Raw genomic sequence first — 15852 nt, 5'->3', positions numbered from 1 at the left:
CCTAGTTTTTCTCCTACCTAGATTTGATCATTGAAGCTATTCGCTCTAGCTTTACTTGGCTCAATCCCTGAACTTGATCAGAACCATCCTTGTGGGTGATCCCTCTCTGTTTGCTTTCTGCTTTCAGCCAGTCTTGTATTACTTTGTTTGTTGGAGGAGTAGCTTCGTTTAAACATAGCTCTTCATAAGCATCAATAGCTATTTGTAATTCAGGCGGGTATGAATTATTTGTGGTTTCTGGAGTCATCGAATCTTCATTAATGAGTAAATCTCTTAATCGTGAAATTTCCTCTTCTGATTCAGAAAGTCTCATCTCTAGTAATTCAACTGACTTGCTTATGCTTTCAGGTTGATAATCCAAACCAATATCTAATCCTTGATATTCAGACCATCTTAAAAATTCTTGCTTTGAGATTATTGTAAGCTCGTAATCCAATACTGCTCGCTGTTTTAGTAACGTTCCATTCTTGTAACTTTTAGAATACCTTTCACCGAACTCATCATTACATGATGTCCAAAGCTCTACTGTATGTAATTTAAATCCATGTTGATTTGTTCCTTTTATACAGTCGCTTAATAGTTCAAGGTAGTGATTGTATGAGTACCTCTGAGATGGCATTTCTATTGATGTCGTAGGTTCAATATTCGCAGCTATTTTTGCGGCGGCACTTAAAGTAAAGTTACTTTTTTGGTTGATAAACTTCACATCATAAGCATGGTCTTTTGCGAGAAGTTGAAGTTTTTCGATTGGCTTAGGGTATCCAATTTCTGATGCTATTTTGCAAAGCTGTTCATATGAGAATAACGCTTCATCTTCTACCTCGGTCTTAGTTTTTAGTAGGTAAACATTCCCAATTAATTCCTCGCTATTGCTGTATTTTGTGCCTTTAACCTCAACTACGAAATTAAAAACTGGCATATCCGGATCACAGATCGCATAGCCACTTTCGATTTCCTCTAGGGTAAATTTGGGACCAACGACTTCAGTTTTGTGGACTATAAAATAACCGTCAACATAACTGATTTTGTCACCTTTAAAAATTAGGCCTTTGAAGTATATGTAGGGGTCTAGCATCTCTTCTATATCAGCGAATGGAATCGAAATAGACCTAGCTATTTGCGATGCCGTAAAAAAGTTTGTGTCCTTATCCATACTGTCTTCGTACCTTTACTCAAATTACAAGGCCCCACATTGGTAGGTGAGCAATTTATTTTGGGACTTTCCCCAAGCCTTAGTAAAACTAGATTTTTGTAATTATCACAGATGTTTAGGTGGAATTAAAGGTGTGGTTAGCGACTTTAGATTGCGAAACCCTTTCGTACTTAAGGTGGTGTTGGGTGTCGCAAGTTAACATACATAAACTAATGTAGTGGTTGGTATTTAGGCTATCGACTCTAAATGATTTCTGTCCAGAAACGTGTTTCAGCGGATGGTCGATTGTTGCGGGTGGTCGAGTGTGTAGTCGCTGTGGTGGTTGTGTGATACAAAGGAGTAGAGCGCTGATTAGTAACTAAATGTCGAGAATTGCTTTGTTCGACTTGATGGCATAGTTGAGAATTTCGGAGTGATTTTCTCAGATTTTTCTTAGAGAAAGGGCTTTTTGTTGAGAAACCCATGAACCCATTGGTATTGCTGGTCTCTCTCATGATTCATAAAAACAAAAATTAATTCTTGCTTTCATTGAATCATCCTAACCGCCAAAACTGATTTTAGAGAATAGGCCAGCGATTATCGCTGGCCTATTTTTTTGTACGCACACTTTTCTTAAATAGACACACACGGAAAAACGACTCGAAAGCAATATGTTAAGTGAGCAATGTCATCTGATGTTTTCTATTGAATGTGGTGTTCTTTCCCAAAGAAAGGCATACAAATTGGTTGGTTTTAGGTAAATGTCGACTTTACTTTGAGCTTTAAACAAACGCAGTTAACCAACTCAATGCTGGCGTGGTATCTGGCGTAATGAAGTGGGGTGGGGCATCTATTCAAGTTGATAATAATGAATTTTTGATTTGTCTAGCGCGGATTTTGCCTGCTCGAGGCAGCAAGGAGCTCCGATTGCTGTCGAACGCCTTCGTTCTAATGTTGTGCAGACCTCCAACCAACTATTTGGGTTGAAGTTAAGCCTTTCTAAAATTGGTGGAAAATCTGAAGCCATTGATGCTTTACCATCTCGAAACTGCCTTGCGGTCCAATCTACCAATTCTATGTAATCCATTAACCTAAAAGGAATCCCATCGCTCATCTTTTTGGTTGGATTTCCAATGAATGGATGCAAACATGGTGCGCTTTCAAGGTTGCTGTTAAGTGCCCTCAGTCTTGCTTGTATTGAGGTAAAGTCTGATTGCTCAGGGGTTGTCGCTATACCAGCACGAACAGGGTTTAAATCTACATACGTCATAGCTGCAGCTAAGGCTTTTTCATCAAGCAGCGCCTGGCTTTTGAAGCGGCTTTCCCAAAAGTGCCCTGTGCATTGGTCTTCTTGATTTGCTTTACATGCAATATCGTAGTTGAGTTCTTTCATGAACCAACTTAATGACCATAGTCTCTCTCTCCATACCTCTATGATTTCTATGCATTTACTTTCTTCAGCTTGGCTCTTCAACTCTTTCCTCAGCCAGCGCTGAATTAATACGGGTAATTTATGGGTATGACCCCAGCGTTCAACAACATCATCAAGCGATAATTTAAGAGCTTTGTCTTTATTAATGTGCAAGACAGCATGATAGTGGTTGCTCATCACGGCATAGGCGCATACATCAATGCAATAGGTATGGGTGAGTGACTGAATTTTATGTTCAATCCATTCTCTACGGTGTTCGTAGCTCATGTTAGTGGTGGTATCCTCACCACATAAATAGCTTTGTCTTACACACCTTGAAACGCAGTGATAGTAAGGAGTTGCATCGACCGAGATAAGTTGTTTTCTTGCGGTAGCCATGAAAGTTACCCATTAGTTTTTTTACCAAGATAGCAATTGTGTTAAGTAGGAAAAGTTGGATGCATAGAATTGGGGTTGTATCGAGGTTAAGTCAGTCGTTTCGTCATACTATTTGGTGTGTGTCCTGTAGCGCGACTAATAGCCAATAAGCAAATGTATTGTATCAAATCCCAGTTATTTGATTGTATTCTGCTAACTGTTGGACAAACATTGATCAGAACACCTCCTAACATTGAAATGGAATTGGTGGGACAACTTATTAAAATTTGTAATCACTTTATGAGAGCTAAACTGGTTGGGTAAGTCGCGTGTAATTAGTAGAATACAGGGAGTTTTTATGTCACATGGAACCCAATGTAGTTATGCGGAAGTATATCGCCTTAGATCGGCAGTTTTCTCCTGTAATAGAAAATCACAAGGACTCTGAAGAGCTAGATGCTTCTCTTAGTTTGGGGATGAAAAAAGCAGGCAATTGGAAGTCTCTATTAAGCGAATACCGCACTGTAATTCTAGCCGAAGCTGGCGCTGGTAAGACGGTCGAATTAATGGAAATGGCAAGTAAGCTCTCAAACGAAGGGAAGTGGTCATTTTTTATTCGGATTGAAGATATTGACCGTAATTTTGATGATGCTTTCGAAATAGGTGATGAAGATAAGTTTGAAGACTGGCTCAACTCAAATGATGAGGCTTGGTTTTTCCTAGACTCGGTGGATGAAGCAAAACTAGCTCACCCTAGAGCTTTTGAAAGAGCTATCAAACGTTTTGCTAAAGGGATTGGGAAGGGGGCAAAACGGGCTCATATTTACATTTCTAGTCGCCCTTATAGTTGGCGTGCCAAGTCAGACAAAGCTCTAGTTGATACTCATCTATTCTACCCATCTACTAGTAATCGAGAAGAAGATAACAACAAAAATAAGCATCCCAAAAGTGCTTTAAATGTCTACAGCTTACGACCGTTAGACCGAAGCAAGGTTCACACCTATTGTATCGAAAATGGAGTTAAAAACATTGATGAACTCCTTGATGAAGTTGAGCGGTTAGGCCTGTGGAATCTAGCAGAAAGACCTTTTGATTTGGATATCATCATCACGAAGTGGTTGGATGATCAATCTCTTGATGGGCGACTACATCTGCTACAACACAGTGTTGATGTTCGTCTTAGTGAGAGGCATAACAATGTTCGACAGCCTCTTAACTTAGACAAGGCACGTGAAGGTGCTCAAAGGTTGGCTGCTGCCGTTATCTTAACGGGTAATGCAGGGATCAATGTGCCTGATGCCGAAAAGGTAAAGCAAGGGATTGATGCCGACATCATTTTGTACGATTGGGAGCGAGAAGACGTTAAGTCGTTGCTGGAGTGTGGTCTATTTAACGACATTATTTATGGTGCAGTAAGATTCAGACATAGGGATATTCGTGAGCTATTAGCAGCGCAGTTTTTTGGTTGCTTATTGAAAGAAGAAGGTTTGCGCTCACAAATAGAGTCTTACTTTATTAGGGAAGTTTTCGGTGAAACCGTCGTTACCCCTTTATTTCGTCCGATTTTGCCATGGTTGATTTTGTTTGATGATCGTCTACGAGCAAAGATCTTGGATATCAAGCCTGAAATAGCTTTAGAAGAAGGAGATCCCTCACGGTTGCCGTTGTCAGTCAGGAGGCGAATTCTTTCAGATGTTGTAGCTCAAATTGCCGATGATACTGATGGTCACTCTGGTCGAGACAATGCAGCTATTGCCCGAATTGCACTGCCAGACCTGACAGAGGGTGTGCTCAATCTCATTCATAAATATGCAGACAATGATGATGCAATTTTCTTCCTTGGTCGTTTAGTCTGGCAAGGAAAGATGGACGCTTGTACCGAACCATTTACAGAAATTGCGGTATCTGGTGAGCGAGGTAAGTATGCCAGAATTGCATCAGTTCGTGCTGTGCTAACTTGTGGGTATGAAGAGCAAAAAGACTTCGTCTGGAGAGAAGTTATTAGTCGAGGGGATATTCCTCGGGATCTGCTGAGTGAGTTGGTTGACCATACAGCACCCAGCGATGACTCTATCAAATACCTAGTTGATTCAATTCATCATTTAGTAGAGCCAAAAAGATTTGAATCATCGATGTTGGATAGAACGCTGCATGATTTTATCGAGAGAGCAGAAATCAAATTCATTCCGGAGTTACTAAAAGGGATCGGTAGTTATCTTGATGTTGCTCCATTTGTAGAACGAAGAGATTGCAGGGTATCTGAACAATATGCGTGGTTGTTTGGCTCTGCTATCAAGTGTTTGGAAAAGCTAGTGGTCAATAGAGATCCATTTGCTTTGTCAGAGGTTCCGCTATCCATTCTGGCAAATGTAGGTGCTTTGCAGTTTTGGAGAGAAGATAACTTAGACGATGTTGAACATGATCTTGGTAATCTAGTACCTGAATGGCAAGAGCTTAATGATGCGCTTTATTGGTATAGCATAGAGAAAGCAAGAAAACACCTAAGCGAGCAAGATAAGCCCTTGACTGATGATTGGAGCATCTCATATTTAGACCATTTTTGGGCTTTCAACGGTGATGACTTATCAAGGTTAGTATCATTTGTCAGCACACGCCTTGAGCAAGATGACCGATTAGTCGCACTGAATGCTGCATTCAGGCTCTATCAACAGTTAGGCTCACCTGTAAACATGTTAGAGGAGCTTCGTATTGCTGTGTATGGTGAAGAAGTCTTAGTTTCACGATTAGAGAACTTGTTAAATCCGATAACTCCTGAATCAACACTAAGATACGAGGCTAAGGAAGCGGAGTATCGCCGGCAAGTAGAAAAAAAACGGAAAGAGCGAGAAAGTAGCCGAATAGAATGGATACAGTCACTACAAGAAAACCCGTCTCAGATTACTGCTCCAAATGTGAAGTCTGGCGAAATTACTAATATCCATGTCTGGCTATTAAGTGACCTAGAAAAAGATAGTTCAGCTATAAGTCGACGTAGTATAAACCAATGGGAAAGGCTAATTCCTGAATTTGGCTTGGAAGTGGCAAATGCATACAAAGAGTTCTGTATGGATCATTGGCGCAACTTCCGCCCACAGTTGCATTCAGAGAATGAGATTGACAATTCAATCCCGTATGCCTTGTTACTTGGCTTAGCTGGGCTAGAAATTCAAGCAAAGGAAGACTCTAACTTTCCTAAGTCTTTGAGTAGTCAAGATCTTGGCACCCTATTGCGTTATATAACATGGGATATAAACGGATTCCCAAGTTGGCTTGAGGTAGTACACCGAACTTATCCAGAGGAAACGAATAACGCCATTCTTAAAGAGGTGTTTTGGGAGCTAGAGAATAATAGTAAAGCCAAAAAGGTTTCAAGCCATATTCTACACGATTTGGTGTATCACGTACCTTGGCTCAAACAACATCTCGCTGGTGCTGTATTTGAGTACCTAATTCGTTCAGCCCATCTAATCCAAGCCAATAAGGAATACTGCTTACGACTCTTGATAGAAGGTGGTATTAGTGCTAGGCAACTATCTTTGCTAGCCCAAAAATACATATCAGCAAGTCAAGGTGACGATCATGAAATTGCATGGTGGTATGCGCTGTTAGTCGATAGTGAGCCTGACCAAGGTATTCCAGGTTTAGAGGAGTGGTTAGCAACGCTTGAGCCTGAACAGGCAACGCACGCTGCGGAAGTATTTCTGGAAGCTTTGTTAGGTGGGAGGAGCTCACATCGATCTCTTTATAATATAGGACAGTTTAAAGTGGTTGCTCACCTAAAGGCTTTGTACGTGCTGATGCATAAATATATCAGAGTCAGTGATGATCTTAATCGAGCAGGTACAGGGGTCTATAGCCCCACAACAAGAGATCATGCTCAAGAAGCAAGAGATATGTTGTTCAACTACTTGGTTGAGCTTCCCTCTAAAGAGAGCTATTGCGCATTGACACAGCTGATAAAAGATCATCCTGACGAATCACATCGACCATGGATGAGAAAGAGCGCATACAAAATGGCTGAAGCTTATGGAGATGTTCCTTTATGGTCGGATAATCAGTTTAAGGAGTTCCATAAGACTAAGCAGATCTCTCCTGAGTCGCACAGGCAACTATTTGAACTGGGTATCCAACAGATTCTTTCGATTAAGGATTGGGTAGAAAATGGTAATGATAGCCCATGGATGACGTGGCAGAGAGCGACCAAAGAAAATGAGGTTAGAACGCTAATTGCTGCTGAGCTAAGAAAAAGTGCCAACGGACACTACTCGGTTGCAGAAGAGCCAGAGCTAGCTAATGAACAACGAATGGATATCTGGCTTGCTAACCCGAACGTCATGTCCCCAGTGCCGATTGAGTTAAAGTTACTCGATAAAGGTTGGAGTGGCCCTGAATTATGCGAGCGGCTTCGAAACCAACTAGTTGGTGACTACCTTAGAGAGGGTACTGCTGGTTGTGGCGTATTTCTTTTAGTATCACAGAAGTCGACCAAATGTTGGGAAATAGGCGGCAAGCGAGTAGGTATTGATAAGCTCGCTTCGGCACTAAAAGACTATTGGAAGTCAATTGCACACGGTTATGTAGGTATCGATGAGATAGAAGTGATAGTCATTGATATGAATAAAAGGGCTTTAGTCTCTGATTCATGATGACACCGCCACAATGTAGCCTACAAAGCTCAAAACAAGCATGAATTTTGCTAATTTAGCAAACTGTAGTGGATGAGGGTGTTTGGCCACTGGATTGGACGTTTACAATATCTCAGACAATCCGTTAAAGGCTAATCGAGTAAAGTCACTGACAAACTTCTGTCCAGATACGTGTTTCAGCGGATGGTCGAGTGTATGTAGTCACTGTGGTGGCTGTATGATGTAAAGGAGTAGACCTTGCTTGTATAGCAGAGTGCTGGTTAGCAACAAAATATCGAGAATTGCTTTGATCGACGTGATGGGATAGTTGAGAATTTTGGGATGATTTTCTCAGGTTTTGGATAGAGAAAGGGCTTTTTGTTGAGAAAGCTCTGAATCCATTGAGATTACTGGCTTCTCTCATGATTCATAAAAACAAAAATTAATTTTTGCATATTTTGAACCATCCCAACCGTCAAAACTGATTTTAGTGAAAAAGGCCAACGATCGTTGGCCTTTTTTGTCGAAGTATTCTTGCTTATAGCTAGGAATTGTCCGGTGGGCGCTATTGCCGACTCTTCAAAACTCCTGTAAAAACATGGCTAAAGAAATGTAGGAGTGCAGTTGCATGGCGATAGAAGTACGACAAGTCACGACCGATGATGCTCAGGGTATCATTGACGTTCTTAACCCGATTATCACAGAAGGTTTGTTCACGGTATTGGATAACACCTTTACCGTTAAAGAAGAAAAAGAATTCATTGACCAGTTTCCAAAGCGAGGCGTGTTTACCGTTGCGCTAAACCAAGGCAGCACTAAGGTTATCGGCTTTCAAAATATAGAGCCATTCGCTTCATACACCAAAGCGTTTGATCATGTGGGCATCATAGGCACATTTGTTTGTGGCGACAGCCGCGGACAAGGCGTTTCCAAGCAACTATTTCAATCGACATTTGAAGTCGCAAGACAAAAAGGCTACGAAAAACTGTTTGCTTATGTTCGTAGCGATAATGAACGTGCCCTAGCAGCTTATAAAAAACAAGGTTTTGAAGTGGTTGGCATTGCGAAGAAACATGCCAAAATCCGTGACGTCTATGTGGATGAAGTCCTCATCGAAAAATTCTTGTAATCTGCTTCAGCCTTAAGCCTCAAGGCGGCCGAGGTATTGAATGATCGATGCTTGTGATTCTCGCCCTAAAATCCTTTAGAAACCGCTAAAGTGGCGGTGTCTTCTCCACGTATTGCTTTTACCAAGAGCATTAATAGTAAAACACCGGTAGCGGCCAAACCAATACCAATACCGGCCCAGATCCCACCTAGCCCATACTTATCGGCTAGCCACCAAGCGGCCGGTAAACCGACGACCCAATAGCCGATTGCCGTGAGCAGTGTTGGCGTGGCAACAATCTTCATTCCACGAAGTAGGTTTATCGCTAATAACTGCCAAGCGTCAACAATAAAACTCACCGCAACAATCCAAATGACCGCTGTTAATAGGTCGATCATCGCTTGATCCGTAAGACCAAAGAAAGTGGCAACTAACCCAGGCCATGCAATGAAGATGGCAGAGAAGACTAAGCTAATAATACTGACAAGAATAAAGCTCTTAAATACGGTGCGCTTGATGCCCTCTGAATTATCCGCTCCGAAGTCTCTCCCTACTAAAATAGCCGCCGCTTGAGAGAAGCCAAAGTTTACATTCCAAGTGAAGCTTAAACATTGCAATAGAATTTGATGCAGAGCGAGCGCGGCGATGCTGATTGTGCCAGCCATGAGTGTGCCACCATAAATGAGCCCATGCTCTAACAAAGCAGCGATGGCGATAGGCAATCCCATTTTTAATAGAGGGAGAGTGAGTTTAAGTGAATACTCGTTAAGGTTAAGCCAAGGTGCAAATTGCTGATATTGAGCATGACCAAAGACCCAAGACCCATAACCTAGCATGACAATCGCTGCAGCTAAGGCCGTACCTGCGCCTAAGCCAGCTAAGCCAAAACCGAGTGGAAAAGCGAGCAGGTAACTCACTGGAATATTGAGAGCAACGGTTGCAACCGACATCAACATAATGGAGCGAGCATTACCAAGCGCACTGGTCAATCCGCGAAGTACTAAAAGAAGCAGCGATGGCAGCATCGACCATTTCAGCGCATCAACGTATTCCATTGCAAGGTCTATGATTTCTTGAGGTTGCTGAGCCAATGCAAGCACATTAGGTGCAAAAGCAAAAAGTGACAACAGAACAACCGAGAGAATCACAGACAACAAGACAGCCCCTTTGATCGCAAGACGGATTTGTTGATTGCCAAACTCGGGTCTCGATATGCGCTGCCCATACGCAATGGCGATGAGGTTAGCCACACAGCCCACGGTGCTACTCGCAATCATAAAAATGAGAAAGAATACAGATGCCCCTAAGCCACCGGCAGCAATGGCGCTAACACTAATGCGAGACATCATCCAAACATCAGTTAATACCAATGCCATAGCAATAAGTTGGGAGATAACCAAAGGGAATGCGAGAGAGAGAATGTTTTTCATGAAAGCTCCAAGTTGAATTCGGAACTTTAGATGATTAACTATTCGCACTCAATTAATATTTATGCCACTCTGGTATTCCCTAAAGGAATGCGAATTTAATATGACGCCATACACAAATTTGCCATACTCACATAATGGCTTGAAAGCATTTGAATCTGTCGCTCGATTTATGAGTTTTACTCAAGCCGCTGATGAGTTGAATGTGACTCAAAGCGCCGTCAGCAGGCAAGTAAAGCAATTAGAGCAAGACTTAAATACGCAATTGATCGAGCGTAAACATCGTTCTATTGAATTGACAATTGAAGGGCTGCAGTTATTTCAAGCCTTGCGAGAGAGTTACTTATCGCTTGAAACGTTGCTCTCCTCTTGGCAAGAACCAAAACGAAAGCGTATTGTGATTAAAGCGACGCTCAGTTTTGCCACGCGGATTCTGATTTCAAAAGTAAGAGAATTAAACGAACGTTACCCTGAGCATGAGATTGTGATCATTCCTTCTATTGAAGAAGATGAGTGCTTAGAAACGCCAGATTACGATTTATTGATATTCCATACTCGCATTCGAGAGCGTTATCAGGGGAGAAGTAATATGTTCTTTTTACGAGACGAATATATGGCTCCTGTGTGCGCATCTAACGCTGGGGATGTGGCTTCGATATTGGCGATGCCACGGATTCACTCAACGCTTGATCACCATGACTGGAAAGTGTGGTTGGCTGAGGAAAAAAGAGAAACTCTGCATCCTGTAAGAAATACCACCTTCTTTACTTTAGATCTCGCGTTAAGTGCTTGCTTATCAGGGCAGGGGGCGACCGTGACGGATTTGTTGTTAATCTTGCCGGAACTTGAGCGTGAATACTTCTGTTGCCCGGAAGGGGTAAGAGTACAAAATAGTGCGTGGCAATATTTGGGTCATCAGCGAACTCATACGCCAGAGATCAATGACCTGATCGAGTGGTTAAAACTAGAGACAGAAAAAGAATTGATGCAGCTAAAGCGGTTAGCGAATAAAAATAGTTGGAGCGGCGTGGTTTCCGATTAGTGAAAAACTGAAGCGTCCACGGAGCACAATGTGGTCCGTGAATCACTATTAGACTTCGTTATATAAGCGTTGTGTAATGAATAAAGAGTGTTTGTTTGCATTTGCAAATTTGGCGATAGCCAATATTCCTAAATCGATGAAGGGTTCAATCAGAATAACGCTCATGTAAGCGAGCCCAAAGCTGGCAATAGACTGCATGTTTTCTGCGCCCATTCCTTGACCGTACAGCGCCCAAAATGCCACCCAAATGACAATACCGCCCTGATAAGAAACCGAGAGTTTAAATGCTTGGTTGAATGTCAGATCAACGTATGCGGTTTGTTTGTGAATGACTTTTCTTGCCAGTAAAGACATGGCAAAAAGTGGGACGAGTAACGTGGTTACATTCATACCAAATTGGGGTAAATCGAAGGGGGCGAACAAAAAACCTTGAACTAACAATCCAAAAACTAGGCCAATTCCCGTCGCCGCTGCTCCAAAGATTAGAAACAGAGTCGAGCCGAGTATTAGATGGACTTCAGAGACACCAATCGCATGGTGAGGTAATACTTCGAAACAGCCAAAGACCAGCAGCGTGGTCACTAATGAGCGCAACGCTAGCGAAAGTGCCCCTCGGATATTCATTTCTTGCCAGTAAATTGTGGCGAGATAGCCTAACGCGCCCGTTGCGGTGGCGTAACTTAGTATGATTTTTTCTGGGCTGACAAGCCCCGGTTCAATATGCACAGTAAAGCTCCTTGGTTTTACATCCCCGTAAAACAGCCGTGAGTATGTGGGATTGAGTCAGTCTTCGGACTTAGCGCTACAAACAGCCTTCCCAGCCAGTGTGCCAGTGGCAAGTTATTGATTCTTCCATGATGCGCGTACCGTTGCGGGGGCAGTGACTATAAAACTCATCCTGAGTTACCAGTCTTCCTATGGCAATGATGCCACTCAATCCCTTGATGTTGAAAGTAAACTTTCCGTTGCAGTATATTCCCAGGCTAAATAATTATGATGATATCAATCAACAAATACGTTGTCTGGCTCAATGAAGTCGCGAAAGTTATATGGGGTGAGTAAGAAAATAGGGGGGGATGAAAAGATCTCGGATGAGATGAATAAGGCCAGACGGCGAGCTACGTCTGACCTTATCGAGCACTTAAGCCTGAATTAGAGCGGCATCAGCAACGATTTTGTTGAAGTCCATTCGTGCAGCTTGCGCTTTTTCAGACAATTCTTGTTTGCTGGTTTTAGCCTCCAGCACTCTATCAAGTAGAGATTGCAGTTCAGTCTTCATCTCTGCAGGCAAATGATGATCTTCAAATTCACCCACCTCGCAATGCTCTAAGGCATAAGCTCGAATACGTTTTCTCATGTTCATCACATCGGTCAGGGCTTCGCGCTCGTACTCTGCGGCTTCTTGCGCGGCATCACGACTTTTCTCAAAGCGAGCCAAGGCCATTCCTTCTGCTGACCACGGATCCATCTCTGGCAGCTCTTCAATGTTAATGGTTGGTTCGACATAATCTTCTTGATGGCGAAGATCTAGGGAGGTAGCCCTAACCGCCGAAATCATTAGCATCACAGAGATACCCAGTAGAGGCAGCCCGCCTACGATTGCGGCCGTTTGCAGGGTGCTTAATCCACCGAGGAACATTAATACCGTCGGTAAAAGAGACAGCGTAAATGCCCAGAATAGTCGGTTCCAACGCATTGGTTCTTCCGTCACATCGTTCTGAACTACTGAAGCCAAAATGTAGGAGATCGAATCGAATGTGGTCGCGGTAAAAATCACACATAACAGGGTAAATACTGCAATGACAAGGGTGCTCATTGGCAGTTGGTCTAACATAGAGAAAATAGCTTTAGTTGCCCCTTGGTTGTTCAAAATCTCGACGACGTCTAACTGCCCTGAAAGCTGCAAAGACAAACCGTAGTTGCCTAAAATCATAAAGAATAAGAAGCAACCTAATGAACCAAAGAAAATGGAACCCGATACCATTTGCTTAATTGTGCGGCCGCGCGAAATACGAGCAACAAACAACCCCATGCTTGGTGCGAAAACTAACCACCATGCCCAGTAGAAAATGGTCCAATCTTGTGGGAAATGGGTATTGTCAAAGGTGCCATAGCCACCGAAAGGTTCGGCCCATGTTGCCATAACGAAGAAATTAGAAAGCATACGGCCGAGTGAATCTAGACCGGTTTCTAACATGAAAATAGTGGGCCCAACCGCAAGGACGAAGCCAAGTAAGCCCATGGCTCCCCAGAAGTTGATATTGCTAAGGATCTTAATGCCTTTCTCAAGCCCAGCGTAAGAGGAGTAAGCGAAGATTGCTGTACACACCAATAACACCGCGATTTGGCTGATGGTTGTTTGTGGGATACCAAATAAGTGGTGCAGACCCTCACCAATTAATGGGGCCGCTAGACCCAATGTCGTGGCAGCACCACCAAGTAAGCCAAAAATAAACAGCACATCAATGAGTTTGCCTAATGGGCCTTTACTGCGTTCTTCACCCAAAACCGGCATTAATGCACTGGATACCTTTAATACAGGTTGTTTACGGACATAGAAAAAATACGCGATAGGCAGAGCAGGGATCAAATAGATAGACCACGCAATAGGGCCCCAGTGAAATAGGCCATAAGTTGCGGCCCAGCGAACGGCTTCTTCACTGCCGGGTTCTAGTTGAAATGGCGGTGATTGATAGTAATAAGCCCACTCGATACAACCCCAATAAAGAATACTGGCGCCGATACCACCGCAAAATAGCATTGCAGCCCATGATGCGGTTGCGAATTCAGGTTTTTCGTCAGCATCGCCTAGTTTGATTTGGCCCATGTCACTAAATATGACGTATATCATAAAGAAGAAAGCACTGATCCCAAGGGCAAGGTAAAGAAACCCAAGTTTGTCAGTCATGAACGTTTTGGCGATCGCGATCCAGTGTGCTCCTTGTTCAGGAAACATGATTAAAGGAAGGGTAACGGTAATTAAAAGGGCGATGGCACCGAAAAAAGTCGGCTTATCAATAAGCGCAAAAGGTTTGCTCACGGTAGATATCCATTAATAAGAATAGATTATTATGGAGCTTATGGGGAGTTATCGACAAACACAGTTATTTGTTGAAAGGATAAACAACTGTGTTTGGTATTTGATACTTAGGCAGCCAGTTCGTTGTAGAAAATGATCTCTGGTTCCTGGCTGAGTAGACCTTCAAGGCTTATTAGTAGAGCGGTAAAGTGTTCTGCTTTGCAGTGCTCATCATATGTAGCTTGATCAGCAAATTGTTCTTGGAATGTGAACTTTGCGCTGTTGCTTTTCGCTTGAAATAATTGATAGCGTAAATTGCCAGGCTCAGCACGAGTAGGGGTGAGCATACCTTGTAATAAAGTGCGTAATTGATGCTCGAGGCCAGGTTTAGCGTGAAAAGTAGCAGTCAAATGAATCATTTTGGGTTCCTGTATTTTAATTATGTAATGGGCTATTGTGCTGGCTTATTGATAGCGGCCTTGGCGTTGAATAAATTCAACCTTGTATCCATCAGGGTCTTGGATAAAGAAAAACGTGGCCAGATGTTTTTCTTTATGTGAAAAGGTTTTAATGTCGCCAACTTCTATATTCTGCTGGACTAAGCGTTGGTGTGTTTGTTCAAGATCGCCAACACTTACGGCCAAGTGACCATAGCCATTACCAAGCTGATAGGGTTCTGAACTATCGTGGTTGTGAGTGAGTTCTAGTTCAAAACTTGATTCATCGTTAGCGAGATACGCGAGAGTGAAATCTTTAAATTCAATTTGTTGTTTAACTTCAAGTTCAAGAACTTGGCAATAGAAAGCGAGTGAAGCTTTGAGATCGCTGACTCGTATCATGCTGTGGATCAGTTTGGTCATAGTATCCCCTTAATATGAATGACTTATGATAAAGACAGACATTCATAAAAAGGTAGTACTGGGGTGTGACGTAAGAGCGCAATAAGAAATTATTGCAGTTCGAGTTGTTGCTTGACGATATCAATCACATCGTTTGGTTGGCGCAGATAAATCAAACAAGTACAGCGCAACAATGAAGTAAAGTTAGCAACATCGCCTGCATGGTCTAATGCTTCGTTATACAAATTGCTTAAGAAATGAGAAAGACGCATTTGTTGTTTGGCCGCAATTTCTTCTAGAACTTGCCAGAAACTGGCTTCCAGTTTGATACTAGTGACATGGCCGTCTAACCGAATTGAGCGAGTTTTGTATTGGTAGTTTTCGAGTGGCTGCTTAGAGAATAGTTCGCACATAGAAATGCCCACTTTTTATAAAAGTGTTTATATTGGCGTTAGCAGAGAGTGAGGTCAACTAACGATAGTTGCTTAACGCTAGGCTAGGAGCAAAACTAAACCACCAATCGTTGCCGCTGCGGACAAATATTGCCCAGCAGAATAGGATGCATCCGTTTCTTCTTTAAAGTTGTCCGGGTGATCCATCCCCAAAGCACCGTGAGTAAAAGATTCTACTTTATCTGATACGGTTTTATCTTGAGCTTCAGACTTCTTGGCATCGTGTTCAATTTGTTGGAGAGCCGCAAGCCGCGCCTTTCCTTCAGCGGAAAGCGTTACCTTAGTCTGCTGCGCCTTTGTTTGCGGTGGTGCAGCCTCGATGGGAGCCTTATCTTTAGGCGCAGTCGGCACCGTTGTTTGGCTGGCGTTCATCTTGGCTGTATCCGCTCCAATGGATGTCATAATACGCTCCTTTTCTT

At 42.7% G+C, this 15852-nt stretch carries 12 protein-coding genes and 1 riboswitch; of the genes, 3 read left to right on the top strand and 9 right to left on the bottom strand.

From position 1 onward, the window contains the following. Positions 1-13 precede the first annotated feature (13 nt). Both VTAP4600_RS09895 and VTAP4600_RS09890 read right to left on the bottom strand, forming a co-directional pair. Positions 14-1153 carry a hypothetical protein gene (locus tag VTAP4600_RS09895; RefSeq protein ID WP_102522649.1) on the bottom strand — a complete coding sequence of 380 codons (1140 nt, stop codon included), beginning with the start codon at positions 1151-1153 and terminating at the stop codon, positions 14-16. A gap of 829 nt (positions 1154-1982) precedes the next feature. Further along, entirely contained in the window at positions 1983-2942 is a 960-nt protein-coding gene (locus VTAP4600_RS09890) for a transposase (RefSeq protein WP_172443112.1), read from the bottom strand. A 344-nt stretch (positions 2943-3286) separates the two neighbouring features. Here VTAP4600_RS09890 and VTAP4600_RS09885 point away from each other — a divergent pair, with 344 nt between their 5' ends. Continuing rightward, complete coding sequence (locus VTAP4600_RS09885) at positions 3287-7567, top strand: NACHT domain-containing antiphage protein HyoA (RefSeq protein ID WP_102522648.1); 4281 nt, start codon at positions 3287-3289, stop codon at positions 7565-7567. Positions 7568-8174: 607 nt separating this feature from the next. Beyond that, positions 8175-8675, top strand: a complete 501-nt coding sequence (locus VTAP4600_RS09880; protein ID WP_102522647.1) for a GNAT family N-acetyltransferase — start codon at positions 8175-8177, stop codon at positions 8673-8675. A 65-nt stretch (positions 8676-8740) separates the two neighbouring features. Here the strand turns inward: VTAP4600_RS09880 and VTAP4600_RS09875 are convergent, their stop codons facing one another. Then, the gene (locus tag VTAP4600_RS09875) at positions 8741-10084 is read right to left on the bottom strand and encodes an MATE family efflux transporter (protein ID WP_102522646.1); all 1344 of its coding nucleotides are present in this window, start codon (positions 10082-10084) and stop codon (positions 8741-8743) included. 100 nt (positions 10085-10184) lie between these two features. Here VTAP4600_RS09875 and VTAP4600_RS09870 point away from each other — a divergent pair, with 100 nt between their 5' ends. After that, positions 10185-11123, top strand: coding sequence for a LysR family transcriptional regulator (locus VTAP4600_RS09870; protein ID WP_102522645.1), 939 nt, complete (start codon positions 10185-10187; stop codon positions 11121-11123). 48 nt (positions 11124-11171) lie between these two features. On the opposite strand, the gene VTAP4600_RS09865 is transcribed toward VTAP4600_RS09870, so the two are convergent. From VTAP4600_RS09865 to VTAP4600_RS09840, 6 genes are all read right to left on the bottom strand, one after another. Continuing rightward, entirely contained in the window at positions 11172-11849 is a 678-nt protein-coding gene (locus VTAP4600_RS09865) for an energy-coupling factor ABC transporter permease (protein WP_102522644.1), read from the bottom strand. 38 nt (positions 11850-11887) lie between these two features. After that, positions 11888-12075: riboswitch (cobalamin riboswitch) on the bottom strand. A 189-nt stretch (positions 12076-12264) separates the two neighbouring features. After that, positions 12265-14163, bottom strand: coding sequence for a BCCT family transporter (locus VTAP4600_RS09860; RefSeq protein ID WP_102522643.1), 1899 nt, complete (start codon positions 14161-14163; stop codon positions 12265-12267). 107 nt (positions 14164-14270) lie between these two features. Continuing rightward, positions 14271-14561: a putative quinol monooxygenase gene (locus VTAP4600_RS09855; protein ID WP_102522642.1), complete on the bottom strand. Its 291-nt coding sequence runs from the start codon at positions 14559-14561 to the stop codon at positions 14271-14273. Between the two features lie 45 nt (positions 14562-14606). Further along, on the bottom strand, positions 14607-15002 hold the full coding sequence (locus VTAP4600_RS09850) for a VOC family protein (protein WP_102522641.1): 396 nt from the start codon (positions 15000-15002) through the stop codon (positions 14607-14609). A gap of 89 nt (positions 15003-15091) precedes the next feature. Then, positions 15092-15394 carry a ribbon-helix-helix domain-containing protein gene (locus VTAP4600_RS09845; RefSeq protein WP_102522640.1) on the bottom strand — a complete coding sequence of 101 codons (303 nt, stop codon included), beginning with the start codon at positions 15392-15394 and terminating at the stop codon, positions 15092-15094. Between the two features lie 78 nt (positions 15395-15472). After that, the gene (locus tag VTAP4600_RS09840) at positions 15473-15835 is read right to left on the bottom strand and encodes a hypothetical protein (RefSeq protein WP_102522639.1); all 363 of its coding nucleotides are present in this window, start codon (positions 15833-15835) and stop codon (positions 15473-15475) included. Positions 15836-15852 lie beyond the last annotated feature (17 nt).

Origin of the sequence: Vibrio tapetis subsp. tapetis (genome assembly GCF_900233005.1) — a bacterium.
Classification (GTDB): Bacteria; Pseudomonadota; Gammaproteobacteria; order Enterobacterales; family Vibrionaceae; genus Vibrio; species Vibrio tapetis.
Note: the sequence above shows the minus strand (reverse complement) of the source record. Positions and strands in the feature narration are given on the sequence as shown.